Origin of the sequence: Stenotrophomonas sp. WZN-1, assembly GCF_002192255.1 — a bacterium.
Lineage (GTDB): Bacteria > Pseudomonadota > Gammaproteobacteria > Xanthomonadales > Xanthomonadaceae > Stenotrophomonas.
On sequence record NZ_CP021768.1, the window covers coordinates 806,065 to 828,349 of the forward strand.

The following is a 22,285-nucleotide window of genomic DNA, read 5'->3' on the forward strand; positions in this document are numbered from 1 at the left end:
GCCTCCGTGTCAGTGCAGGGTACGCGGGACGGCCAGCACGAATGGTGCGACCGGCGCGGCAAATTCGGTGCCATCGTCGGCGACCATGTCGTAGTGCCCCTGCATGGTCCCGTGATCGGTCCCCAGCATGACACCGGACGTGTAACGGAAGTCTTCACCGGGGCGCAGCCGCGGCTGCTCGCCGATCACCCCGTCGCCATCGACATGCTCGACACGGCCATTGGCATCGGTGATGCGCCAGTGGCGTGCGACCAGGCGTGCCGCGACCCGCCCCTGGTTGTGGATGCGGATCGTGTAGGCGAACGCAAAGCGACCGTCTTCCGGGGCGGATTGATCGTCGAGGAAGCGCGGTGCGACTTCGACGGAGATGGCATAAACGTCAGCGTCTTCCATACCGGCAGTGTAATCAGGAGGCATTGGCCAAAGCGATGAATTCGGCCACGTCCAGCTGTTCGGCGCGGGCATCGGGACGCACGCCGGCGGCGATGAACTGCTCGGCGGACACCACGTTGTTCAGGGCATTGCGCAGGGTCTTGCGGCGCTGCCCGAAGGCGGCCTTGACCACTTCGGCGAAGCGCTTGTGGTCGTCGATGTTGATCGAGGCCGGGTCACGCGGCACCAGCCGCACCACGGCCGAATCGACCTTCGGCGGCGGCCGGAACGCGCCCGGCGGCACCACGAACAGCGAGGTCACCTGGCAGTAGGCCTGCAACATCACGCTGAGGCGGCCATACACCTTGCTGCCGGGGCCGGCCGCCATGCGGTCGACCACTTCCTTCTGCAGCATGAAGTGCATGTCGCGGATCACCGCGGCATGCTCCAGCGCATGGAACAGGATCGGCGAGGAGATGTTGTAGGGCAGGTTGCCGACCAGGCGGATCGGCTGGCCGGCGGCCAGTTCGGTGAAGTCCACGCGCAGCACGTCGCGGTGGACGATGGTCAGCTCGCCCAGCGGCTCGGCGGCGGCGGTCAGCGGCGCGATCAGGTCACGGTCGAACTCGATCACCGTCAGCTTCGGGTGCACGCGCAGCAGCGGCAGCGTGATCGCGCCCTGGCCGGGGCCGATCTCGACCAGACGGTCGCCGTCTTTCGGATTGACCGCCATCACGATCTTGTCGATGTAGTGGCGGTCAGCCAGGAAATGCTGGCCAAGCTGCTTCTTGGCCGGTGCGGTGAACACCGGGCCGGAGGGGGAATGCGGGGAATTCATGCGCCCAGTGTACGTTGCCGCGCAAGCTGCGCACACAGCGTCGTTGCCGCCTGCAGGCTGGAGGGATCGGCGATGCCGCGGCCAGCCAGGTCCAGCGCGGTGCCATGGTCCACCGCCACGCGCGGGTAGGGCAGGCCCAAGGTCAGGTTCACCGCCTGTTCGAAGCCGGAATACTTCAGTACCGGCAGGCCCTGGTCGTGGTACATCGCCAGCACGGTGTCGAAGCCGGCCAGCTTGGCCGGTAGGAATGCAGTGTCGGCCGGCAGCGGCCCGACCAGGTCCATGCCCTCCGCGCGCAGGCGCTGCAGCAGCGGGATGACCAGATCCAGTTCTTCGCGGCCCAGGTGGCCGTCTTCGCCGGCGTGCGGGTTCAGGCCGAGCACGGCGATGCGCGGCGCAGCCAGGCCGAACTCACGGCGCAGTGCGGCATGCACGGTGCGCAGCGTGAGCTCCAGGCCGGGTGCGGTGATCGCATCGGCCACCTCGCGCAGCGGCAGGTGGGTGGTGGCCAGGGCCACACGCACGACGTGGTTGGCCAGCATCATCACCACCTTCACTCCGGCCTGGTCGGCAAGCAGTTCAGTGGTGCCGCTGTAGGCGATGCCGCCGTCGTTGATGACCGCCTTGTGCACCGGGCCGGTCACCACGCCGTGCAGTTCGCCGGACAGGCAGGCCTGGCCGGCACCGAGCAGGGCACCGATGACCGCGCCGGCATTGGCCGGATCGGCCTGGCCGAAGTGGCTGGGCGCAGCGTTGCGGACGGCCCGCAGGCGCAGATCGCCAGGGACGCGGGCTTCGGCGTCCTCGGGCAGCAGTTGCAGGGGCAGGTTCAGCGCGGCCGCGGCCGCGTGCAGGGTGTCCGGGTCGGCGAAGGCCAGCAGCCGGCAATCTTCACGCGGCTGCTGGACGAGGCGGACACACAGTTCCGGGCCGATCCCGGCGGGCTCGCCCGGTACCAGAGCGAGCTCGGGACGCATCGGTCAGGACTGCGGCGGGGTGGCGGTGTTTTCCGCGCGGTCGCCACTGCGGAAGCTGACGTAGGCTTCGCCACGCAGTTCCTGCAGGAAGCGGTTGTACTCGTCTTCCAGCTTGCGGCGGCCGATGGTCTCGCGGACCTGGGCACGCTGGTTGTCGGTGGTCACGTCGGTCTGGCGGGTCGCCACGCGCTGCACGATGTGCCAACCGGCGTCGGTGCGGAACGGCTGGCTGACGCCACCGTCCTGGAGACCTTGCACCTGCTGGCCGAAGGCCGGGCCAAACGCGTCGGCCGGGAACCAGCCCAGATCACCGCCCTGGCCCTTGCTGTTGTTGTCCTCGGAGGACTCCTTGGCAACGGTCTGGAACTCGGCACCACCGGCGATGCGGGCACGCAGGGTGTCGATCTTGGCCTTGGCGGCGGCGTCGGTCTGGTGGTCGTCCACGCGCACCAGGATGTGGCGGCCGTGGAACTCGGTGACCGTGTGCTCGCCGGCGGCGGCGGAGCTGCTGTCACGCACTTCCACCAGCTTCAGCAGCTGGAAGCCGCTCGGGCCACGGATCGGGCCGACCACTTCGCCCGGCTTCATCTTTTCCATCAACTGGGCAAAGGCCTGCGGGATTTCATCCAGGCTGCGCCAGCCCAGGTCGCCGCCTTCCAGTGCATTCGGGCTGTCCGAATAGCGCACGGCCGCCGCGTTGAAGTCCAGCTCGCCCTTGTCCAGCAGGGCCTTCACGCCATCGGCCTTCTTCTGGCCGGTGGCGATCTGGTCGGCGTTGGCACCGTCGGGCAGGGCGATCAGGATGTGCGCCAGGTGGTACTGGTTGCCCACCGTGGCCTGCTGCTTCAGCGCGGCGTCGACTTCACCCTCGCTGACGCTGATGCGGCTCTGCGCGAAGCTCTGGCGCAGGCGCTGCACGGTGATCTCATCACGCACCGAAGCGCGGAAATCGTTGAAGTCGATGCCGTCATGGGCCAGGCGCTGGCGCAGGGCGTCCAGGTTCGAACCATTCTGCTGGGCGATGGCGTTCATCGCCTGGTTCAGCTCCTGGTCGCTGACACGGATGCCGCTGCCCTGGGCGCGGGCGACCTGCAGCTTGACCAGCACCAGGCGTTCGAGCACCTGGCGGCTGAGCACGTCTTCCGGCGGCAGCTGGTTTTCACGGCCGGCGTACTGCGCCTTGATGTTGGCGATCGCACGCTGGAGCTCGCTCTGCAGGATCACGTCCTCATCGACGACGGCGGCGATGCGGTCAAGCGGCTGCGCCTCCTGGGCAAGCACCTGCAGGGGGGCGGACACGCTGGACACCGCCAGCAGCGAGGCGAGAAGAACGGGGAAGCGCTTGGTCATGGGATCAGGTTCGGATCGTAGTCATCCCGGGTCGCCCCGGTGTTGCTCGGCGGCACGAGATAGAGGTCGTCGCGGTTGTAGCCGAGGATAGCACGGCGCAGGGTGCGGTCCGTGTCCTGCCCCAGGGAGCTCAGGCCCTTGAGCACGAACTCCAGCTGGATGGCGTTGTTCATCTCGCCTTCGCGGTTGCGGACGTAGCGGCGCCCGACCACACGCACGGCCAGGCAGCAGCTGTCCCACTGGACGCCGGCGATGATTTCCAGCGGTTCCTTGTCCTGCAGCGAGTAGTAGTAGCGGCCGACCAGGCTCCAGCGCGCATTCAGCGGGTACAGGAACGACAGGTCGGCCTGCTCCAGCAGGGTCCGGTCATGCTTGTTGGCGGTGGCCGGGGCGCCCGAGTTGATGCGGTAGCGGTAGCTGAGGTTGATCACGCCATCGTTGGGCATCAGATAACGGGCGCGGACGCTGGCCAGATCCTCGCGCTTGTACTTCGGGTCCCACTGGTAGGTGGCGCCCAGGGTCCAGCGGTCGTTGATCATGTAGTTGCCGTCGGCGATCCAGGCCGACTTGCCCTTTTCCACCGGCGCGCCGCCCGGGGTGACGGTCACCCGCGACTCGTCGAAGTACTGGATCTGGCCGATGGAGGCCGAGAAGCGTTCCTTGCCGGTGGTCTGGTCGATGAAGCGGGTACTCAGCGCCATGGTCAGCTGGTTGGCGTCGTTCTGGCGATCGGCGCCGGTATAGCGCGAGTCGCGGAACAGCTGGCCCCAGCTGAAGGTGAAGTCACGGGTGTCGAAGATCGGCAGTTCATCCTGGTTGCGGTAGGGCGTGCGCAGGTAGAACAGGCGCGGCTCCAGGGTCTGCAGGAAGGACTTGCCGCCGATCCTGGTCTCGCGATCGAAGAACAGGCCGGCGTCGATGCTGCCGATCGGCAGGCTGCGGCTGGGCGAGGTGTTGCCGCGCAGCTGCTCCGGCGTCGCGGTGGTCGGGTCGATGCCCTGCGAGCGCAGGATCTGGCCGCGGATGCCGTCTACCCCATCAACCAGGCCGCGGTCCAGCTGGTAACCGGTATAGCGGTAGGCCAGCGTCGGGGTGACATACCAGGCCGCGCCGCTGATCGGGAACGACACATAGGGCTTCACGTCCAGGCGCGAGCCGCCGCTGACACCGATGCCGTCGGTCTGACGGCGGCCATTGCGGGTGTACTGCAGGTCGGGTCCCGCATCAGCGCCGTACTTGAAGTTGATGTCGTCGTGGGTGAAACGCACGGCTTCGGCGTAGATGCCGGTTTCCAGCCACGGCAGGACCGGCTTGTCCCAGTTGAGGTACAGGCGTGGCTGGCGGTTGTAGGCCAGCGCACTCTCGTTGAGGGTGTAGTCGGTCAGCTGCCAGCGGTCGGCCATGATGCCGGCCGTCCAGTTCTTGCCGGTGCCGTACAGGCCGATGGTGCTCTGCAGGTTCGACGCGGTGACCCCCACCAGGCGGTTGGCGAAGTCCTCGACATAGCGCTCGTCGCTGACCCAGGCCAGGTTGGCGCGGGCCTGCCAGTGGCTGTCCACGTTGTGGTAACCACTGAACATCACCCGGCCGCGGTCACGGTCGCGCAGCTTGTCGTTGGGCATGAACGCAGTCAGCAGCTCGCCGCGGCCACCGTTGTAGAGGTAGCGGAACTCGTTGTCGAGCATCAGGCCGCGCCGGCTCATGTAGCGCGGGGTCAGCGTGTCGTCGTAGTTCGGCGCCAGGTTGAAGTAGATCGGCTGCGCGTAATCGAAACCGTTGCGGCCGGACATGCCCAGCTGCGGGAACAGCAGGCCGGTCTTGCGGCGGTCATCGATCGGGAACTTGAAGTACGGCGCCCACAGGACCGGCACCTTGCCGATGCGCAGCACGGCATTGCGGGCGGTGCCGAAGCCTTCGTCGTTGTCCACTTCGATCTGCGGCGCCGACAGCTTCCACACCGGCTGCGACGGGTCGCAGGTAGTGTAGGTGGAGCGGTGCATCTGGCCGACCGCGCCCTGCAGGTCGACCGATTCGGCATCGCCGTTGCCGCGGCGCGACACCAGCTGGTACTGGATGTCGGTGATCTTGTGGGTGTCGCTTTCCTGGTTGCCCTCGGCACGCTTGGCGACCATGCGGATCGAGGAGTCCTGGTAGCGGACATTGCCGTCGGCGATGTAGTTGCCGCTCTCGGTATCGAAGCTGAGCTTGTCGGTGCCGACGAACTGGTCGCCGCGGCGCAGGGCCACGTTGCCTTCGTACTGCGGCACGGTGGTGGTGCCCAGCAGCTGGTCGCCTTCGATGTCGGTCGGCTGCTGCTCGCGCGCGGCGCTGGCGGCGGCCTTGTCCTGCCCCGGGACGGGGACAGGGGCATCGGTGAACGCGGGAATCACGTCGGTCGCCGGGCACAGGCCCCAGTTGAGCGGCTTTTCATCGGCCATTGCCGGCAGGCAGATGGCGATGCTCAGAGGCAGGGGAAGCAGGCGGAGGGCTCGGCGCACGCGGTTCGGATTCGGGCGAAAACGGACGGTAGCTTGCCCCATCCCTTGCATAGGGGCAATGAAGGGCGGCGGATCCTGCCGGTTCGGGTTCATCCGGAGACGCTGCCTGGAGGGGGCGGCAGCAGGGCCCGGACATGGGCCACGCTGCACTCGGCAAGGGCCTGCAGGTCATAGCCGCCTTCCAGCATCGAGACCACCCGGCCGGCCGCATGGCGGCGCGCCAGCGCATGCAGTTCGCGGGTGATCCAGGCGAAATCGTCGGTTTCCAGCATCAGGTCGGCCTGCGGGTCGCGCAGGTGGGCATCGAAGCCGGCCGAGATCAGCAGCAGCTGCGGCCGGAAGTCGTCGATGGCCGGCAGCATCTCGTCGGCCCACACATTGCGGAAGCGGAAGCCGCCACTGCCGGGTGGCAGCAGGATGTTCATCAGGTTGCCGGCACCGCGGTCGCGGCGCAGGCCCGAGTTGGGGAACAGCCCGGCCTGGTGGGTGCTGTAGTACGAGACCCGGGCGTCGTGCTGGAAGATGTCCTGGGTGCCGTTGCCATGGTGGACGTCGAAATCGACCACCGCGATGCGCTCCAGGCCATGACGGTCACGTGCGTGGGCGGCGGCGATGGCGATGTTGTTGAGCAGGCAGAAGCCCATCGCGGTGCTGCTGGTGGCGTGGTGGCCCGGCGGCCGCACCGCGCAGAACGCCAGCGGGTCTTCGCCCAGCATCACCGCATCTACCGCCGCCACGCCGGCGCCGGCGGCATGCACGGCGGCACTGGCCGAGCCGGGCGAGGTCCAGGTGTCCATGTCCAGCTGGCGCAGCGGCACGGTCTGCGGCTGCAGCACGAAGTCGAGCAGGGCGCTGTCGTGAACCCGGGTCAGTTCACCGAACTTGGCCGGCGGCGCCTCGCGCCAGTCCAGCTGGCCGGGAAATGCGGCGTGCAGGGCATCGAGCACATGCTGCAGGCGTTGCGGGCATTCCGGATGGCCGGGGCCGGGGTCATGCAGCAGGCAGGACGGATGGGTGAAGACCAGCATCGTGCCGACTCAGCGCTGGCGCTGCTGTGGCTGCCACAGCGCTTCGCCGTGGCCATCGGCACGGGCCAGCACACGGGCCAGCACGAACAACAGGTCCGACAGCCGGTTGAGGTACTGCAGCGCCTCGCTGCGCACGGCCTCGTGGCGGGCCAGGGTGACCGTCTCGCGCTCGGCGCGGCGGACGATGGTGCGCGCCAGGTGGCAGCGTGCGGCGGCCTCGCCACCGGCCGGCAGGATGAATTCCTTCAACATCGGCAGGCTGGCGTTGTAGTGGTCCAGCTGCTGTTCCAGTGCCGAGACATCGGCGGCTTGGATCGCGGCGTGGCCGGGGATGCACAGTTCGGCGCCCAGGTCGAACATCTGGTGCTGCAGATGCACCACCAGCGCGCGGACATCCTCGGGCAGCGCCGTGGCCAGCAGCAGGCCGAGCGCGGCATTGGCTTCGTCGACGGTGCCGTAGGACGCTACGCGGGCGTCATCCTTGGCCACGCGCTGGCCATCGCCAAGGCCGGTACTGCCGTCGTCGCCGGTGCGGGTGTAGATGCGCGAGAGGCGATGACCCATGGCGCGGCTCAGTGGCGGATGTCGCGGCGGGCCTGCTGGAGCTTCACTACCTGCTCCACGGCCAGCTGCAGGGCGGCGCCGAGCGCCACGTAGATCGCGGTGGTACGCAGGTACGGCCCGAACCACTGTGCGTAGTTCTGTGCCCAGCCGGCCAGCGTCGGTTCGGCCACGTTGCGGCTGGTCCAGTAGAAGCCGCCCTGCGCCAGCAGGTGGCAGACCGCCACCGAGGCCACCAGCAGCAACGCGCCCTTGGCCAGCACCGGCCAGCGTGCCCCCTGGTAGTTGCGGCCCAGCAGCATGCCGCCGGCCCACAGCGAGAAATACGCCGGCAGCAGCAGCCAGTAGCCCGGCGACACGCAGTAGTGCTGCCAGAAATCCAGGCCGCTGCTGCGGATCACGATCCAGTCCACCAGCACTGCGAACACCATCAGCAGCGGGAACGCCCAGCGGGTCCAGCCGGCCAGATAGAAGCCACCGATGAAGAACACCGCCCAGGAAGCATCGGGGATCGCCGCAAAGTGGTTGACCCGGGTCGCCGCCAGCAACAGCACGAGTACGGACAGGACGAAAGCACGGTTGGCGGTGGCGGACATGGGAGCGGGCCCGGAGCGGATTCAGGTTTCATTCTAGCCCGCCGCGCCGGTTGGCGCAGGTCGGGGGGCGTTGGGTGTTCGGGTGGGGCGAGCGCGTATCATGAACACCATGAGTGAACGACATGACGTGCTGATCGTCGGTGGCGGCCTGGTCGGTGCCAGCCTGGCCATTGCCCTGGACCGCCTGGGACGTGACGTGGGCCTGCTCGAGGCCAGCCCGGCCGGCGAGCTGCCGGCGGTGTTCGACCAGCGCAACCTCAGTTTCGCCGCGGCCACCGTCAACGCGCTGAGCGCGCTGGGGGTGATGCAGAAGCTGGCGATGGCGCCGGGCCCGATCCGTCGCATCCACGTCAGCCGCGCCGGCGATTTCGGCCGCGTGCAGCTGGAGGCGGCCGACTACGACCGGCCGTGGTTCGGCCAGGTGGTGGTGGCGCGTGACTTCGGCCAGGCGCTGGAAGCGCGCCTGCAGGAGCTGCCGCAGCTGCGCCGCTACCGGCCGATGCGGTTCCTCGGCCTGGGCGAGGTGGTCGATGGTTACCGCCAGGTGCGGGTGGCCGACGAGACCGGCGAACGCGTGCTGCTGGCACGTCTGGTGGTGGGGGCCGATGGCACGACCAGCGGCGTGCGTGGCGCGCTGGGCATCGAGGTCGATCGCCATGATTTCCAGCAGACCCTGTTCGTGGCCCGCGTGCGCAGCCAGCGCGCGCCGGACGGCACGGCCTGGGAGCGCTTCACCGACACTGGTCCGACCGCCTTGCTGCCGCGCGGCGACCGCCACTTCGGTACCGTGCATGGCGTGGCGCGCGACCAGGCCGATGCAGTGATGGCGCTGGACGACGCGGCCTGGCTGCAGCGGCTGCAGGATGCGATCGGCTGGCGTGCCGGCCGCCTGCTCGAATCCGGCCCGCGCAGCGCGTACCCGCTCATCCAGGTGCTGGCGCGCGCGCTGGCCGGTGAACGCACGGTGCTGCTCGGCAATGCCGCGCAGACCATCCATCCGTTGGGCGCACAGGGCTTCAACCTGGGCCTGCGCGATGCGCTGACCCTGGCCGAACTGCTGGAGGATGCGCATGAGGATGCCGGCGGTGATGCGCTGCTGCAGGCCTATGTCGCGCGCCGCGAGGAAGACCGCCGGCAGACGGTGGCGTTCTCCGGTGGCCTGGCACGCCTGACCAGCAATCCGGCACCGCTGATGCGGCCGTTGCGCAGCCTCGGCCTGGTGGCCGCACAACGCGCCTCGGTGCAGTCGATGCTGGTCGGGGGTGCGATGGGCTTCCGTGGCGAAGTGCCGCGGCTGTGCCGTGGAGAAGCGGCATGAGCCGGCGTGCGCGTCTTGATGTGGCCGTCGTTGGCGGTGGCGTGGTCGGTGCCGCCTGTGCGCTGGCGTTGGCCGATGCCGGTCTGTCGGTGGCGCTGGTGGAGGGCCGTGAACCGGCACCGTGGCAGGCCGCGCAGCCGGACCTGCGCGTGTTCGCCTTCGCCGCCGACAATGTGCAGCTGTTGAACCGCCTCGGCGTGTGGCCGGCCATCGCGCAGGCCCGCGCGTGGCCCTACCGGCGCATGCAGGTGTGGGATGCCGCGGGTGGCGAGGATCTGCTGTTCGACGCCGATCGCTTCGGTCGGCGCGAGCTCGGCTACATCGTCGAGAACGGCCTGCTGCAGGATCGACTGTGGTCGGCACTGCCGGCGGCAGGCGTGCAGCTGCATTGCCCGGCGCGGGTGGAAGCGCTGGAACAGGATGAAGACGGGGTGCGCCTGCGGCTGGATGACGGGCGCCGCCTGGAAGCGGCGCTGGCCGTGGCCGCCGACGGCGCCGAATCAACCCTGCGCCAGCTGGCCGGGATCGAGGTCGAGCGCCATGACTACCACCAGCGTGGCGTGGTGGCCTATGTGGACAGCGAGTTGCCGAACCAGGCCACGGCCTGGCAGCGCTTCCTGCCGAGCGGGCCACTGGCGCTGCTGCCGGTGGCCGAGCGCCGCAGTTCGATCGTCTGGACCCTGCCCGAGGACGAGGCGGCACGTGTGCTCGCGCTGGACGAGAACGGTTTCAACCGTGAACTGACCCGCGCCTTCGCTGCACGCCTGGGTGAACTGCGGCTGGCATCACCGCGTGCGGCCTTCCCGCTGCGTCGCCAACTGGCCCGTCACTACGTGGCTGGCCGCGTGCTGGCGCTGGGTGATGCCGCGCACGTGGTGCACCCGCTGGCCGGGCAGGGCGTGAACCTGGGGCTGCGCGATGTCGCCGCCCTGCAGCAGTGGCTGGCGCCGTCGGCCGAACGCCGCAGCCAGCCGCGGCTTTCACCGCAGCGCCTGCAACGCTGGGCACGCGAACGACGCAGCGACAACCAGATCGCGGCCTACAGCTTCGATGCGATCAACCGCCTGTTCTCCAACGACGAAATGCACCTGACCCTGGCCCGCGGCCGCGCGCTGGGCTGCGTCGGCAGATGGCCGCCGCTGGTGCAGGCGTTCTGGAAGCGCGCCGCCGGCGTCTGACCGGAATACAGGTCGCTCTGGTAGGTGCCAACCTTGGTTGGCACCCACCGAGCGCGGGTCGTGTGCCCGGCGTCAGTAGATCCACGCCATGCGTGGATGAGGATCGCGACGGCGGATCAATCAACCAGCCAACCGGCCAGGTCGGCACGATCCAGCTTGCCGCGACGCTTCACGTCCAACGCATTGAACTCATCGGCCAGAGCCGGGTTGGCCTGCGCTTCCTGGCGGCTGATGAAACCATCGCCGTTCACGTCGAGGTCGCTGAAGCGGATGCGGTACTGGCCGACCACGCTGCTCGGCTCCAGCGAGCGAACGGTGACGTGTGCTTCGCCGGCGGGCTGCGGAATCTCGACGCTGCCGGTGACCCGGCCGGCGCCCAGCGGCTGCTGGCGGATGGCACCGCCGGTCGGGCCCAGCGGCTGGCTCTGCGCCGGCGTGGGCGGCAACTGCTGTGCAATGGCCGGCGCCGTTGCAAGCAGCGCGGCCAACAGCAGGGCGGAACGCGGAATGTTCATGACAGGCTCCTTGCCAGAGGATACCGGGAGCGTACTCCCGGCAACCTGTGCCGACGATGACGGATCAGCGCAGCGGCGAGGCCAGCACCGTGATCTCCTCACGGTCGTGATACAGCTGCTTGGCACGCACCACCAGCGGCTTGCCGGCCTGGTCCTGGAACAGGTCCAGGCACAACCGGGTCTCGTCCCAGCGCTTCTTCATCGGCAGCTTCAGATTGAATATCGCATGCCGGCACCAGCCTTCGCGGAACCAGGTGGCCATGCGTTCGGCCACGCGGCGCGGCTGCTCGACCATGTCGCAGACCATCCAGTCCAGCGGCTGTTCCGGGTGCCAGTGGAAGCCATCGGCGCGCAGGTGCTCGACCAGGCCGGTGTCCAGCACGTGCTGGCGCAGCGGGCCATTGTCGATGCTCAGTACGTGCATGTGCTGGCGGGTCAGTACCCAGGTCCAGCCGCCCGGTGCGGCGCCGAGGTCGGCCGCGCGCATGCCGGGTTTGGCCAGTGCTTCGCGTTCTTCCGGGGTCAGCAAAGTCAGCAGTGCTTCGTCCAGCTTCAGCGCCGAACGCGAAGGTGCTTCGGGCAGCAGCTTCAGGCGCGGGATGCCCAGTGCCCATGGCGCGCTGTCGGCCGGGTCGGCCACGCAGACGAAGGCATGGGTACCGTCGACGAACACCACGTGCAGGCGCGGCAGGCGGTTGTTCGGCTTGTCACTGAGCTTGCCGGCCTTGCGCAGCGCCGGGCGCAGCGCATTGCCGAAGGCGCGGGCCAGTCCGGACAGCGGCTTGCCGGCGTCCGAATCGGGGTGCTCCACCCACAGGTCACCGAAGCGCGGCGCATCGGCAAGCACCTCCAGCATCGGGGTGATGCGGTCGGCCGGGTCCAGCTGCGGCAGCTCGGCCAGCACCACCAGCTTCTGCCGCGCAAAGATCAATTCGCGCCAGCGCAGCCGTGGTGCCAGGGCAGCGGCTTCGTCGCACATGAAAAGCACATAGCCGTCATTGCGCTGGGTGCGCGCGTAGCCGGCGAAACCGGCTTCACCGGCGCGGAACTGCAGCTCGCCGGCCAGCTCGGGCTCGAAGCCCTGCCGGCACAGGCACAGCAGGCCGATACCGGTTTCAGTAACGGGCGCCATCGCTTTCCCCATAGGCACGCAGCACGCTGCGTGCGGCATCGCGGTTCAGGCCCTGCACCACTTCGATGCCGCGCTTGTTGAGTTCGCCCACCCAATCGGCCGGCAGCGGGCCTTCGTCGAACGGGGTCAGCTCTTCGACGTCGGCCGAATTGGCACCGATCAGCAGGCGGTCGATGCCGGCCCACACGGTGGCGCCGTAGCACTGGCAGCACGGCTGCGAACTGGTGGCCAGGGTGACCGGCGACAGCACCGCGTTCAGGCGCGGGGTCTGCAGGCGCTGCTGGGCCAGCATGTAGGCCATGTTCTCGGCGTGCGCCAGCGAGGTTGCGTGCGGCATCACCCGGTTCACGCCGGCGGCGATGACCTTGTCATCCGGGCCGAACACCACGGCACCGAACGGACCGCCACTGGCGTGCTCGACGTTCAGCCGCGACAGCTCGATCGCCAGCGCGACCTTGGCCTCGTCGCCCGGATATCGACGATCCAGGTCGATCTGGTCGTGGATCCAGGCGGGAAGGGTCAGGTGGACTTGCGCGTACAGCATCGCGGGGGTGCCTCGTAGGGAATGAATGAAGGTGCGGTTGCTTGGGAAACCGGCGCGCAGTGTAGCTGCACCGGCCTGTATCGGGTGTGGCGGCGGGTCACCCCGGCGAGCCGGTGCGGATCACCACGTATTGCTTGCGGAATTCCAGCCCGGCCTGCGGCCAGCTGGCCGCGTAGGCGCGCAGCAGGGGCAGGGCGGCGGCAAAGTCGTGGCCGTTCACCCGGCAATCGGCCTCGCACAGGCCGTCGGCATCGCGCGAGGCGAACAGGCGGATGGCGAGGAATTGGCGGGCTTTCAGCAGCTCATCGAAGGCGTCCATGCTGCGGGTGAACAGGCAGCATGGGCAGGAGCCATGATCGTCTTCGCTGCAGGTGGAGGCATCCACTTCCTGTGCACGGTAGTGCGCCAACGGCCCCAGCACCACGGTGCGCTCGTGTTCCTCGCCATCGTCACCGGCCGGATAGGTCAGGCCCATCATCGGCAGGCCCTGCGCGTCTTCGGCACCGATCGCGGTCTGCAGGGTCGCCAGGTCCACACGCACCCAGGTCTGGAAGCCGGACAGCAGCGAGGCGTGTTCGTCGGCACCGTTGGCGTGCTGGTACTCGAACAGGCCATCGGCGAACAACACCGGATGCTGGACCTCGATGACGGTGGACGTCTGCCAGCCGCCGTTGTCGCGCGCGTGCGCGGCCATCGCATGCGGGGTCAGGCGCAGGCCGCTGTCCAGCAGCAGCGCACCACCATCGGCGCGGCTTGCGAAGCCGGCGCCCTGCAGGACCTGCTGCAGCAGCGGGAGGAGGGCGGTGGAGGTCGTGGTCATGTCAGGCCTGTGGATGGATGGGGTGGAACATCCAGGCAGGGCCTGGAACTATCGCTCGAGCGCGTCGAGTTCGGCGCGATATCGCTGCGCGTCGGATTGCTGCTGCGGGTCGCTGCCATGATCGCGCAGCCAGGTTTCCAGTTCGCGGCGATAGTCCGCGCGGAAATTGGCATTGCCCGGGCTGAAGTGCAGCTTGCGCGCCGCCACTTCCACCCGCTCGCGCGCGCTGGCCCGGGCCTGGGCGACGCCGTGCGGGGATTCATTGGTGAGGATGACGAAGTTGCGTGGGAAGCCCGGCGTGTACTTCACCACGAATGGCTGGTCGCGCGCCGGGATGCGGATGGCGTTCTCCAGCGGCCACAGCGAGGCGGTGTTGGTGTGGAACACCACTTCCACATCGCGGCCCTCGGCCGTGCGCAGCACCGCTTCGTAGCGCCAGATGTACTGCTCGTTGAGCGTCGAGCTGGTCCGCTCCGACTTCACGATCACCGCTTCACCGCGCTCGCCCACCACGTTGAGGAAGGTAGCGTTGAGGAAGTGGCCGAGGAACATGTTGAGCATCGCCAGCGGGAACACCACGATGGCGTAGCCCGGAAAGCGCCGCCACCACGAGACCAGCCCAGCCAGCACCATCGCTGCAAAGAACGTCAGCAGCGGATGCTGCGAGATGAACCAGAGCAGGGCGGCGAGGGCGGTGATCATCGTCGGGGGCGTGCGGGCGCCGTGCTGGCGCCCGCGCAGGTCCTCAGGCCGACCAGGTGTCGCGCAGGGTCACGCTGCGGTTGAACACCGGCTTGGCCTCGGTGTGGTCGCGGCGGTCGGCAACGAAGTAGCCGGTGCGCTCGAACTGGAACGACTGCTCCGGCGCGGCGCTGGCTGCGGCCGGCTCGACATAGCCGGTGACGGTACGGCGCGATTCCGGGTTGAGGTAATCGCGGTAGGTCTTGCCTTCCGACTCATCGTCCGGGTTCGGCACCGAGAACAGGCGGTCATACAGGCGGATCTCGGCCGGCACGCCGTGCACGGCGCTGACCCAGTGGATGGTGCCCTTGACCTTGCGGTTGGCGCCTTCCATGCCGGGACGCGATTCCGGATCCAGCCAGCCGCGCAGCTCGGTGATGGTGCCGTCGGCATCCTTGATCACTTCGTCGCAGCGGATGATGCCGGCGCCGCGCAGGCGCACTTCGCCACCCGGCACCAGGCGCTTCCAGCCCTTCGGCGGCACTTCGGCGAAGTCCTCGCGGTCGATCCACACCTCGCGTGCGAACGGCACTTCGCGGCTGCCGAAGCTCTCGTCCTTCGGGTGGTTGCTGAAGGTCAGTTGTTCTTCATGGCCTACCGGCAGGTTGGTCAGCACCAGCTTGACCGGGTCGACCACCGCCATGCGGCGCGGTGCGGCGCTGTCCAGGTCTTCGCGCAGCGCGCCTTCCAGCACGCTGAAGTCGATCAGCGAATTCTGCTTGCTGATGCCCACGCGCTCGGCGAACAGGCGCATCGCGGCCGGGGTGTAGCCACGGCGACGCAGGCCCTGCAGGGTCGGCATGCGCGGGTCTTCCCAGCCGTCCACCAGCTGTTCGGTGACCAGCGCCATCAGCTTGCGCTTGCTCATCACCGTGTAGTTGATGTTCAGACGCGAGAACTCGATCTGGCGCGGCTTGGCCGCTTCGCGCGGCAGGCCGGCGTCGACCAGCGGCTGGGTCAGCGCGTCGTCGTGGGCGAAATCGACGTTGTCCACGCACCAGTCGTACAGGGGGCGGTGGTCTTCGAACTCCAGCGTGCACAGCGAGTGGGTGATGCCTTCGATGGAATCGCCCAGCGCGTGCGCGAAGTCGTACATCGGATAGATCGGCCACGCATTGCCAGTGTTCTGGTGCTCGACGTGCTTGATGCGGTACAGGGCCGGATCGCGCAGGTTGATGTTGCCGCTGGCCATGTCGATCTTCGCGCGCAGGGTGCGCGCGCCATCCGGGAATTCACCGGCGCGCATGCGGCGGAACAGGTCGAGGTTCTCCTCGACGCTGCGGTCGCGCCACGGCGACGGGCGGCCCGGCTCGGTCAAGGTGCCGCGGTAGGCGCGCACTTCCTCGGCCGACAGGTCGCAGACATAGGCCTTGCCCTGTTCGATCAGCTTCTCGGCGGCCAGGTAGTAGGTCTGGAAATAGTCCGAGGCGTGGCGCAGTTCGTTCCAGCTGAAGCCCAGCCAGCGCACGTCGTCCTGGATCGCGGCGACGTACTCCGGATCTTCCTTGGCCGGGTTGGTGTCATCGAAGCGCAGGTTGCAGACGCCGCTGAACTCGCCGGCGATGCCGAAGTTCAGGCAGATCGACTTGGCATGGCCGATGTGCAGGTAGCCGTTCGGCTCCGGCGGGAAGCGGGTCTTGATCGCCTGGTGCTTTCCGCTGGCCAGGTCCTCGCGCACGATCTGGCGGATGAAATCGCGCTTTTCGTGGCTGTCGGCGGGGGTCTCGGGGCTGGCGGGGGTGTGCTCGGACATGAGTCGGCGAAGAGAAAGGCAGAAAGACCAACAGTTTAGCGCGTAAGGGGCAGGGCTGCCCGGCGGGTGTGGGAATGCCGGCCAGCGACCGGCACTACCGCGTGCAGGCCGCTGGCCGGCGGAACGGTCATGCGCCGTCACCACCACCATTCAGCCCCCGGGCGTATGCTGGAACCTTGTCCCACGGAGCCGCCGCATGCACATCGTGTACAAGGCCGACAACCTGTTCGACGCCCATCTGGTCAAGCACGCGCTGGAGGATGCGGGTATCCCGGCCTTCGTGTTCGGCGAGTCGTTACTGGGCGGCATGGGCGAGCTGCCGCTGTTCGGCGTGCTGCGGGTCGGCATCCCCGACGCAGCGCGGCCGCAGGCCGAGGACATCGTGGCGGCGCTGGACTTGGGCCAGGCCGCCGACGACCCCATTTCCGATGCAGACGACATAGCCGGCCTTCCGGCGTAGGAGCGCATCATGTTGGGAATTGGCCAGGGCATCCTCGGCATCGGGGCCTTCAAGCAGCGCCTGCCACGTCCGGAAGAAGCACTGCCGGGGCGTGACCAACCGCTGCCGCTGCACAGCAACCAGCACTTCGTGAACAGCCATCCGCTGAGGGACCGTTTCGCCGGCCTGCAGCAGATCCGCTTCGCGCTGGGCTGCTTCTGGGGCGCCGAGCGCAAGTTCTGGGCCGAACCAGGCGTGTACAGCACCTCGGTCGGCTATGCCGGCGGCATCACCCCGAACCCGACCTATGAAGAGGTCTGCTCGGGGCTGACCGGCCATACCGAAGTGGTGCAGGTGGTGTTCGACCCGGCGGTGGTGAGCCTGGAGCGGCTGCTGCAGCTGTTCTGGGAAAGCCACGACCCAACCCAGGGCATGCGCCAGGGCAACGACACCGGCACCCAGTACCGTTCGGCGATCCACGCCACCGACGAGGCACAGTACGCCGCTGCGCTGGCCAGCCGCGAGGCCTACCAGGCCCAGCTGGATGCGGCCGGCTACGGCCCGATCACCACCGAGATCGTGTACCCGGCACCGGCGTACTACTACGCCGAGGACTATCACCAGCAGTACCTGGCGAAGAACCCGAACGGCTACTGCGGCATCGGTGGCACCGGCGTGAGCTGCCCGATCGGGTTGGATGTGGAGGCGCCGCGCTGACGCGCGGTGGTCCGCCTGCGGCGGGCAGAAGCTGAAAGCAACTGCCAAAGCCAAAGCCAAAGCGGCTCTGGGTTGTTGATGGTTTGGCGGGACGGGGGCGGCTGGCAGGACACGCCGTAAACCCGTCCTTGGGGGCTCGATGGCGCCATCCATGGCGCCAACGGTCCTGCCAGCCGCCCCCGTCCCACCTTCGACAGTTTCCCGGTGACGGTGGGCAAGAGCATGGGTTACTGACGAACTGAAGGAAAACAAAAAGGACGCGGCCTTCGCCGCGTCCTTTTTGTCTGGTCCTGCAGTGCTCCGTAGAGTTGAGCTTGCTCGACTGTGAGCAAGCGCAGCGCGCGACCCGCTGTTGCTCTTCTTTCTTTCTTCCGTGGCGGGCGGCCACAGGAAACTGTCAGAGGGCGGGCGGGTTGGGTTCGCGGGGGTGTCCGCGGCATGGATGCCGCGGCCAAGCCCCCATGGACGGGTTCACGGCGTCCCCCGCGAACCCAACCCGCCCGACCCAGCGCGGCTGTTGCTTCATGCACTTCGCGACCAAGCCCCCCGCCACGAGCGGCTCAGCCGTTGGCCGGAATCCTCACAGTTCCGAACGAATGCGCTCGCGCAGTGCCTGCAGATCCTTGGCAAACGCATCGATGCCGGTCGCCAGCTTCTCGGTCGCCATCGGATCGGCCGCCAGGTCGGCTGCGAACTTCGCCGCATCGATCGGCGTCACCGCCACGCCGTCGGCGGCACCAGCCACCAGCTTGCGCGGCAGCTCGCCGTGGTCGGCGTCCAGCTTTTCCAGCAGGTCCGGCGAGATCGTCAGGCGGTCGCAGCCGGCCAGTGCTTCGATCTGCGCGGTCGAACGGAACGAGGCGCCCATCACCACCGTCGGCGAACCACGGCGCTTGAACTCGGCATACACGCCGCGCACGAACTTCACGCCCGGGTCTTCGTCGATGCTGGCCGGGGCCTGGCCGTTGGCCACGTACCAGTCCAGGATGCGGCCGACGAACGGCGAGATCAGGAACGCGCCGGCTTCGCTGCAGGCCAGCGCCTGGGTCGGGTTGAAGATCAGCGTCAGGTTGCAGTCGATGCCTTCGGCCTGCAGGATGCGCGCCGCTTCCACGCCTTCCCAGGTCGCGGCGATCTTGATCAGGATCTTCTCGCGCGGCACGCCGGCGTCGGCGTACATCTGGATGAACTGGCGGGCCTTGGCCACGGTGGCAGCAGTGTCGTGGGCCTGGTCGGCGTCCACTTCGGTGGACACGCGGCCCGGCACCAGCGTGCTCAGCAGCGCGCCGACGCCGATGGTCAGGCGGTCGGCCACGGCGTGCACCACGGCTTCGCGGTCGCCCGTCTGCTGGCGGCCCCAGGCCAGTTCGCGTTCGATCAGTTCGGCGTAGACCGGCAGGTCCAGCGCCTTCTTCACCAGGGTCGGGTTGGTGGTGCAGTCCACCGGCTGCAGGCGCTTGATGGCGTCGTAGTCACCGGTATCGGCAACGACCACGGACAGTTCGCGCAGCTGGGACAGTTTGGACGGGGTACTCATTACGGCTCCTGGTGCAGGGGGATCGAATCGCGCGCGGTGCGCAGCGGTAATCAGGGGCGGTCGTTGTGGACCGCGGTCACGCGCAGGCGCAGCTTGCGGCCGCCGGGCGCGTTCCAGTCGATGCTCTGGCCGATGGCCAGGCCGAGCAGGGCACTGCCGACCGGGGCCAGCACGGACACCTTGCCCTCATCGACGTTGGCTTCACGGGGGAAGACCAGGGTCAGGACGTGCTTCTCGCCCGACACTTCATCTTCGCACTCCACGCGCGAATGCATCATGACGATGCCTTCGGGAATCTGGTCTACCGGCACCACGTTGGCCCGGTTGAGTTCTTCAGCAAGCGCGAGCGCGGCAGGCGTCTGGCTCAGCGCAGGGGATTCGAGCATGGCGTCCAGGCGGTCCATGTCGAAGGTAGAAACGGTGATCGACGGCGGCAGGCCGCTGGCGGTGTTCATGGTGAAGCTCCTTGGTTGAAAGCCATGCAAAAGGCGGCACCTGCTGGCGCCGCCTGTCTGTATTGTGGGGACAAATGCGGCTGGAATCGACTCCTGACGATTCCAGCCCGGTGTTGCGGGGGTTCAGCCGTTCAGCGCGGGGCCGGGCAGGGCGGCAGTGTCGCCGGCGGCGTTGACCGCCTCCAGGGTGAACAGCGCCTGTGGCAGGCGCTTGAACTGGTCGGCCAGCTCCATCAGGAAGTCGTTCATGGCCGAGCTGCGCCGCCAGATCATGGCGATGCGGCGGCTGGGACGGCCCTCGCCGGTGAAATCGAGCAGGCGGATGTTGTTCGAGCGCGGCACCGGGGGCTGCACCGACAGGCTTGGCAGCAGGGTGATGCCGACGTCGGCGGCGACCATCTGCCGCAGCGTTTCCAGGCTGGTGGCGCGGAACTCGGACTTCTCGTTGGCACCGAACAGGCGGCAGACTTCCAGCGCCTGGTCGCGCAGGCAATGGCCGTCCTCCAGCAGCAGCAGCTTCTGCGTGGCCAGTTCCTGCACGTCCAGGTGTTCGCGGCGGGCCAGCGGGTGGCGACCGGACACGGCCAGCAGGAACGGTTCCTCGAACAGGAATTCGGCATGCAGCTGGTCGTCGATCACCGGCAGCGCCAGCAACGCGGCGTCGAGCTTGCCTTCGCGCAGGCGGTCCAGCAGCACGTCGCTCTTTTCCTCGACCAGCAGCAGTTCCAGCTCGGGGAAGCGCTCGCGGATGCGGGGAATCACATGCGGCAGCAGGTACGGGCCGAGGGTCGGAAAGATCCCCAGGCGCACCGTACCGGCCTCCGGATCGCGGCTGCGACGCGCCGCTTCCTTCAGCTGTTCCACTTCGGACACGATCACCCGTGCCCGTGCCGCCGCTTCCTGCCCGGCCGGGGTCAGCATCACCTTGCGCGGTGCGCGTTCCACCAGCGGCAGGCCCAGCTCTTCTTCCAGCTTGCGGATCTGCGTTGACAGCGTGGGCTGGCTGACGAAGCAGGAGGCGGCAGCCCGGCCGAAATGCTTGTGGTCGGCCAGGGCTACCAGGTACTTCAGATCACGTAGGTTCATCCTTACACCCCAGGGGTAACGGACCGGCTGACGGCATGGTTACCCGGCAGGCAGACAATGTTCCCGGTGATCTGGGAACGGTGGATCAGGCCGCTTCAGCAACGGCACCGCTGCTGTTGCTTACCGACGAGCGGATCAGGTGGTCGAACGCGCTCAGTGCGGCGGTCGAGCCGGCGCCCATGGCGATGATGATCTGCTTGTAGGGCACCGTCGTGCAATCGCCAGCAGCGAATACACCCGGCAGGTTGGTCTGGCCGCGGTCATCGATGACCACCTCGCCACGCGGCGAAAGCGCCACCACATCCTTCAGCCACTCGGTGTTGGGCAGCAGGCCGATCTGCACGAAGATGCCTTCCAGCTCGACGCGGTGGGCATCGCCGCCGACGCGGTCCTTGTAGACCAGGCCGGTGACGCGGCTGCCGTCGCCCAGCACCTCGGTGGTCTGTGCGCTGGTCAGCACGGTGACGTTGGCCAGGCTGCGCAGCTTTTTCTGCAGCACTTCATCGGCGCGCAGGCTGGAATCGAATTCCAGCAGGGTTACATGCGACACGATGCCAGCCAGATCGATGGCCGCCTCCACGCCGGAGTTGCCGCCGCCGATCACCGCCACACGCTTGCCCTTGAACAACGGGCCATCGCAGTGCGGGCAATAGGCCACGCCCTTGTTGCGGTACTGGTCTTCGCCGGGCACGTTCATCTGCCGCCAGCGCGCGCCGGTGGACAGGATCACCGAGCGCGACTTCAGCACCGCGCCGTTTTCCAGCTGCACCTGCACCAGGCCGTCTTCACCGGCCGGCACCAGCGCGCTGGCGCGCTGCAGGTTCATGATGTCCACCTCGTACTCGCGCACGTGCTGTTCCAGCGCGGTGGCCAGCTTCGGGCCTTCGGTCTCCTTCACTGAAATGAAGTTCTCGATCGCCATCGTGTCCAGCACCTGGCCACCGAAACGCTCGGCGGCGATGCCGGTGCGGATGCCCTTGCGCGCGGCATAGATCGCCGCTGCCGCGCCAGCCGGGCCACCGCCGACCACCAGCACGTCGAAGGCGTCCTTGGCGGCGATCTTCTCGGCATCGCGCTTGCTGGCATTGGTGTCCAGCTTGGCCACGATCTGCTCCAGGGTCATGCGGCCTTGGTCGAACACTTCACCGTTGAGGTACACGGTCGGCACCGACATGATCTCGCGCTGCTCGACTTCCTCCTGGAACAGGGCGCCGTCGATGGCCACGTGCTGGATGCGCGGGTTGAGCACCGCGGCGAGGTTCAGCGCCTGCACCACGTCCGGGCAGTTCTGGCAGGACAGCGAGAAGTAGGTTTCGAACTTGTAGTCACCCTCCAGGTTCTGCACCTGCTCGATCAGCTCGGCGGTGGCCTTGGACGGGTGGCCGCCGACCTGCAGCAGCGCGAGCACCAGCGAAGTGAACTCGTGGCCCATCGGCAGGCCGGCGAAGGTCAGGTGGATGTCCTGGCCCGGCGTGCCCAGGTCGAAGGACGGCACGCGGCCCTGGCCATCGCGCAGGACCTGCAGCGTGATCTTGTCCGACAGGCTGTCCAGGGTCTGCAGCAGTTCCAGCATTTCCTGCGACTTGGCGCCGTCATCGGCGTGCGCGGTGATCTGGATCGGGCGGGTCACGCGCTCCAGATAGGTCTTCAGCTGCGACTGCAGGTTGGCGTCCAACATCGGGTGATCTCCTGGCTTCAGGCAAACAGGGGGCGTGGCACCGCTGTAGAAGGTAGCGGACCAGCAGGGGGTAGGGGTGAACCCAAGACAGCGACCGTGGAAGGGGCTGGCTGGCCAAGGCGGGCGAGCGTTGGCTGTCTTGGGTTCACCCC

21 protein-coding genes and 1 pseudogene are annotated in these 22,285 nt (G+C 68.0%); 4 read left to right on the forward strand and 18 right to left on the reverse strand.

The window, feature by feature from the left end; translation table 11 throughout:
* Positions 1 to 9: 9 nt before the first annotated feature.
* The 8 genes and pseudogenes from apaG to CCR98_RS03695 form a co-directional block, all read right to left on the reverse strand.
* On the reverse strand, positions 10 to 393 hold the full coding sequence (apaG, locus tag CCR98_RS03660) for a Co2+/Mg2+ efflux protein ApaG (RefSeq protein WP_008268668.1): 384 nt from the start codon (positions 391 to 393) through the stop codon (positions 10 to 12).
* A gap of 13 nt (positions 394 to 406) precedes the next feature.
* The gene (gene rsmA, locus CCR98_RS03665) at positions 407 to 1,210 is read right to left on the reverse strand and encodes a 16S rRNA (adenine(1518)-N(6)/adenine(1519)-N(6))-dimethyltransferase RsmA (protein ID WP_087921577.1); all 804 of its coding nucleotides are present in this window, start codon (positions 1,208 to 1,210) and stop codon (positions 407 to 409) included.
* Positions 1,207 to 2,187: a 4-hydroxythreonine-4-phosphate dehydrogenase PdxA gene (gene pdxA, locus CCR98_RS03670; RefSeq protein WP_087921578.1), complete on the reverse strand. Its 981-nt coding sequence runs from the start codon at positions 2,185 to 2,187 to the stop codon at positions 1,207 to 1,209. The genes rsmA and pdxA overlap by 4 nt, the downstream gene beginning before the upstream one ends.
* An 18-nt stretch (positions 2,188 to 2,205) precedes the next feature.
* A pseudogene (locus tag CCR98_RS03675) lies at positions 2,206 to 3,537 on the reverse strand (peptidylprolyl isomerase); the annotation flags it as partial.
* Positions 3,534 to 6,035 carry an LPS-assembly protein LptD gene (gene lptD / locus CCR98_RS03680; protein WP_198361057.1) on the reverse strand — a complete coding sequence of 834 codons (2,502 nt, stop codon included), beginning with the start codon at positions 6,033 to 6,035 and terminating at the stop codon, positions 3,534 to 3,536. The pseudogene CCR98_RS03675 and the gene lptD, both read right to left, overlap by 4 nt.
* An 89-nt stretch (positions 6,036 to 6,124) precedes the next feature.
* Positions 6,125 to 7,063: a histone deacetylase family protein gene (locus CCR98_RS03685; RefSeq protein ID WP_087921581.1), complete on the reverse strand. Its 939-nt coding sequence runs from the start codon at positions 7,061 to 7,063 to the stop codon at positions 6,125 to 6,127.
* A gap of 9 nt (positions 7,064 to 7,072) precedes the next feature.
* Positions 7,073 to 7,627, reverse strand: coding sequence for a cob(I)yrinic acid a,c-diamide adenosyltransferase (locus CCR98_RS03690; RefSeq protein ID WP_087921582.1), 555 nt, complete (start codon positions 7,625 to 7,627; stop codon positions 7,073 to 7,075).
* Positions 7,628 to 7,635: 8 nt separating this feature from the next.
* A complete protein-coding gene (locus tag CCR98_RS03695) occupies positions 7,636 to 8,220 on the reverse strand; it encodes a hypothetical protein (protein WP_087921583.1) in 585 nt (194 codons plus the stop codon).
* Between the two features lie 109 nt (positions 8,221 to 8,329).
* On the opposite strand from CCR98_RS03695, the gene ubiH reads away from it, so the two are divergent.
* Both ubiH and CCR98_RS03705 read left to right on the forward strand, forming a co-directional pair.
* Positions 8,330 to 9,538 carry a 2-octaprenyl-6-methoxyphenyl hydroxylase gene (gene ubiH / locus CCR98_RS03700; protein ID WP_087921584.1) on the forward strand — a complete coding sequence of 403 codons (1,209 nt, stop codon included), beginning with the start codon at positions 8,330 to 8,332 and terminating at the stop codon, positions 9,536 to 9,538.
* Positions 9,535 to 10,716: a UbiH/UbiF family hydroxylase gene (locus tag CCR98_RS03705; protein ID WP_087921585.1), complete on the forward strand. Its 1,182-nt coding sequence runs from the start codon at positions 9,535 to 9,537 to the stop codon at positions 10,714 to 10,716. The genes ubiH and CCR98_RS03705 overlap by 4 nt, the downstream gene beginning before the upstream one ends.
* A 116-nt stretch (positions 10,717 to 10,832) precedes the next feature.
* Here CCR98_RS03705 and CCR98_RS03710 read toward each other — a convergent pair whose 3' ends face one another.
* The 6 genes from CCR98_RS03710 to CCR98_RS03735 form a co-directional block, all read right to left on the reverse strand.
* The gene (locus CCR98_RS03710) at positions 10,833 to 11,231 is read right to left on the reverse strand and encodes a hypothetical protein (protein ID WP_087921586.1); all 399 of its coding nucleotides are present in this window, start codon (positions 11,229 to 11,231) and stop codon (positions 10,833 to 10,835) included.
* Between the two features lie 64 nt (positions 11,232 to 11,295).
* Positions 11,296 to 12,363 (reverse strand): 23S rRNA (cytidine(2498)-2'-O)-methyltransferase RlmM, encoded by a 1,068-nt coding sequence (rlmM, locus tag CCR98_RS03715; RefSeq protein ID WP_087921587.1) that lies wholly within the window; start codon positions 12,361 to 12,363, stop codon positions 11,296 to 11,298.
* The gene (locus CCR98_RS03720) at positions 12,347 to 12,907 is read right to left on the reverse strand and encodes a nucleoside deaminase (protein WP_004154307.1); all 561 of its coding nucleotides are present in this window, start codon (positions 12,905 to 12,907) and stop codon (positions 12,347 to 12,349) included. The genes rlmM and CCR98_RS03720 overlap by 17 nt, the downstream gene beginning before the upstream one ends.
* Positions 12,908 to 13,004: 97 nt before the next feature.
* The gene (locus CCR98_RS03725; protein ID WP_087921588.1) at positions 13,005 to 13,727 is read right to left on the reverse strand and encodes a DUF6348 family protein; all 723 of its coding nucleotides are present in this window, start codon (positions 13,725 to 13,727) and stop codon (positions 13,005 to 13,007) included.
* A 48-nt stretch (positions 13,728 to 13,775) separates the two neighbouring features.
* Positions 13,776 to 14,429 (reverse strand): hypothetical protein, encoded by a 654-nt coding sequence (locus CCR98_RS03730; RefSeq protein WP_087921589.1) that lies wholly within the window; start codon positions 14,427 to 14,429, stop codon positions 13,776 to 13,778.
* A 43-nt stretch (positions 14,430 to 14,472) separates the two neighbouring features.
* Positions 14,473 to 16,221, reverse strand: coding sequence for a glutamine--tRNA ligase/YqeY domain fusion protein (locus tag CCR98_RS03735; protein ID WP_087921590.1), 1,749 nt, complete (start codon positions 16,219 to 16,221; stop codon positions 14,473 to 14,475).
* Between the two features lie 196 nt (positions 16,222 to 16,417).
* Between CCR98_RS03735 and CCR98_RS03740 the strand changes: the two genes are divergently transcribed.
* Positions 16,418 to 16,681 carry a DUF2007 domain-containing protein gene (locus CCR98_RS03740; protein WP_087921591.1) on the forward strand — a complete coding sequence of 88 codons (264 nt, stop codon included), beginning with the start codon at positions 16,418 to 16,420 and terminating at the stop codon, positions 16,679 to 16,681.
* Between the two features lie 30 nt (positions 16,682 to 16,711).
* Positions 16,712 to 17,377 (forward strand): peptide-methionine (S)-S-oxide reductase MsrA, encoded by a 666-nt coding sequence (msrA, locus tag CCR98_RS03745; RefSeq protein ID WP_087924136.1) that lies wholly within the window; start codon positions 16,712 to 16,714, stop codon positions 17,375 to 17,377.
* 580 nt (positions 17,378 to 17,957) lie between these two features.
* Here the strand turns inward: msrA and CCR98_RS03750 are convergent.
* The 4 genes from CCR98_RS03750 to ahpF all read right to left on the reverse strand — a co-directional run bounded on the left by CCR98_RS03750 (position 17,958) and on the right by ahpF (position 22,133).
* Positions 17,958 to 18,914 carry a transaldolase gene (locus tag CCR98_RS03750; protein ID WP_087921592.1) on the reverse strand — a complete coding sequence of 319 codons (957 nt, stop codon included), beginning with the start codon at positions 18,912 to 18,914 and terminating at the stop codon, positions 17,958 to 17,960.
* Positions 18,915 to 18,964: 50 nt separating this feature from the next.
* Positions 18,965 to 19,369, reverse strand: coding sequence for a nucleoside diphosphate kinase regulator (rnk, locus tag CCR98_RS03755; protein WP_087921593.1), 405 nt, complete (start codon positions 19,367 to 19,369; stop codon positions 18,965 to 18,967).
* A gap of 123 nt (positions 19,370 to 19,492) precedes the next feature.
* A complete protein-coding gene (locus CCR98_RS03760; RefSeq protein ID WP_087921594.1) occupies positions 19,493 to 20,455 on the reverse strand; it encodes a LysR substrate-binding domain-containing protein in 963 nt (320 codons plus the stop codon).
* Between the two features lie 85 nt (positions 20,456 to 20,540).
* Positions 20,541 to 22,133 (reverse strand): alkyl hydroperoxide reductase subunit F, encoded by a 1,593-nt coding sequence (gene ahpF / locus CCR98_RS03765; RefSeq protein WP_087921595.1) that lies wholly within the window; start codon positions 22,131 to 22,133, stop codon positions 20,541 to 20,543.
* Positions 22,134 to 22,285 lie beyond the last annotated feature (152 nt).

Bases quoted from the DNA above. Each gene is read 5' to 3' on its own strand.
- apaG (WP_008268668.1), bottom strand. From the start codon at position 393: ATGGAAGACGCTGACGTTTATGCCATCTCCGTCGAAGTCGCACCGCGC.
- rsmA (WP_087921577.1), bottom strand. From the start codon at position 1,210: ATGAATTCCCCGCATTCCCCCTCCGGCCCGGTGTTCACCGCACCGGCC.
- pdxA (WP_087921578.1), bottom strand. From the start codon at position 2,187: ATGCGTCCCGAGCTCGCTCTGGTACCGGGCGAGCCCGCCGGGATCGGC.
- CCR98_RS03685 (WP_087921581.1), bottom strand. From the start codon at position 7,063: ATGCTGGTCTTCACCCATCCGTCCTGCCTGCTGCATGACCCCGGCCCC.
- CCR98_RS03690 (WP_087921582.1), bottom strand. From the start codon at position 7,627: ATGGGTCATCGCCTCTCGCGCATCTACACCCGCACCGGCGACGACGGC.
- CCR98_RS03695 (WP_087921583.1), bottom strand. From the start codon at position 8,220: ATGTCCGCCACCGCCAACCGTGCTTTCGTCCTGTCCGTACTCGTGCTG.
- ubiH (WP_087921584.1), top strand. From the start codon at position 8,330: ATGAGTGAACGACATGACGTGCTGATCGTCGGTGGCGGCCTGGTCGGT.
- CCR98_RS03705 (WP_087921585.1), top strand. From the start codon at position 9,535: ATGAGCCGGCGTGCGCGTCTTGATGTGGCCGTCGTTGGCGGTGGCGTG.
- CCR98_RS03710 (WP_087921586.1), bottom strand. From the start codon at position 11,231: ATGAACATTCCGCGTTCCGCCCTGCTGTTGGCCGCGCTGCTTGCAACG.
- rlmM (WP_087921587.1), bottom strand. From the start codon at position 12,363: ATGGCGCCCGTTACTGAAACCGGTATCGGCCTGCTGTGCCTGTGCCGG.
- CCR98_RS03720 (WP_004154307.1), bottom strand. From the start codon at position 12,907: ATGCTGTACGCGCAAGTCCACCTGACCCTTCCCGCCTGGATCCACGAC.
- CCR98_RS03725 (WP_087921588.1), bottom strand. From the start codon at position 13,727: ATGACCACGACCTCCACCGCCCTCCTCCCGCTGCTGCAGCAGGTCCTG.
- CCR98_RS03730 (WP_087921589.1), bottom strand. From the start codon at position 14,429: ATGATCACCGCCCTCGCCGCCCTGCTCTGGTTCATCTCGCAGCATCCG.
- CCR98_RS03735 (WP_087921590.1), bottom strand. From the start codon at position 16,221: ATGTCCGAGCACACCCCCGCCAGCCCCGAGACCCCCGCCGACAGCCAC.
- CCR98_RS03740 (WP_087921591.1), top strand. From the start codon at position 16,418: ATGCACATCGTGTACAAGGCCGACAACCTGTTCGACGCCCATCTGGTC.
- CCR98_RS03750 (WP_087921592.1), bottom strand. From the start codon at position 18,914: ATGAGTACCCCGTCCAAACTGTCCCAGCTGCGCGAACTGTCCGTGGTC.
- rnk (WP_087921593.1), bottom strand. From the start codon at position 19,369: ATGAACACCGCCAGCGGCCTGCCGCCGTCGATCACCGTTTCTACCTTC.
- CCR98_RS03760 (WP_087921594.1), bottom strand. From the start codon at position 20,455: ATGAACCTACGTGATCTGAAGTACCTGGTAGCCCTGGCCGACCACAAG.
- ahpF (WP_087921595.1), bottom strand. From the start codon at position 22,133: ATGTTGGACGCCAACCTGCAGTCGCAGCTGAAGACCTATCTGGAGCGC.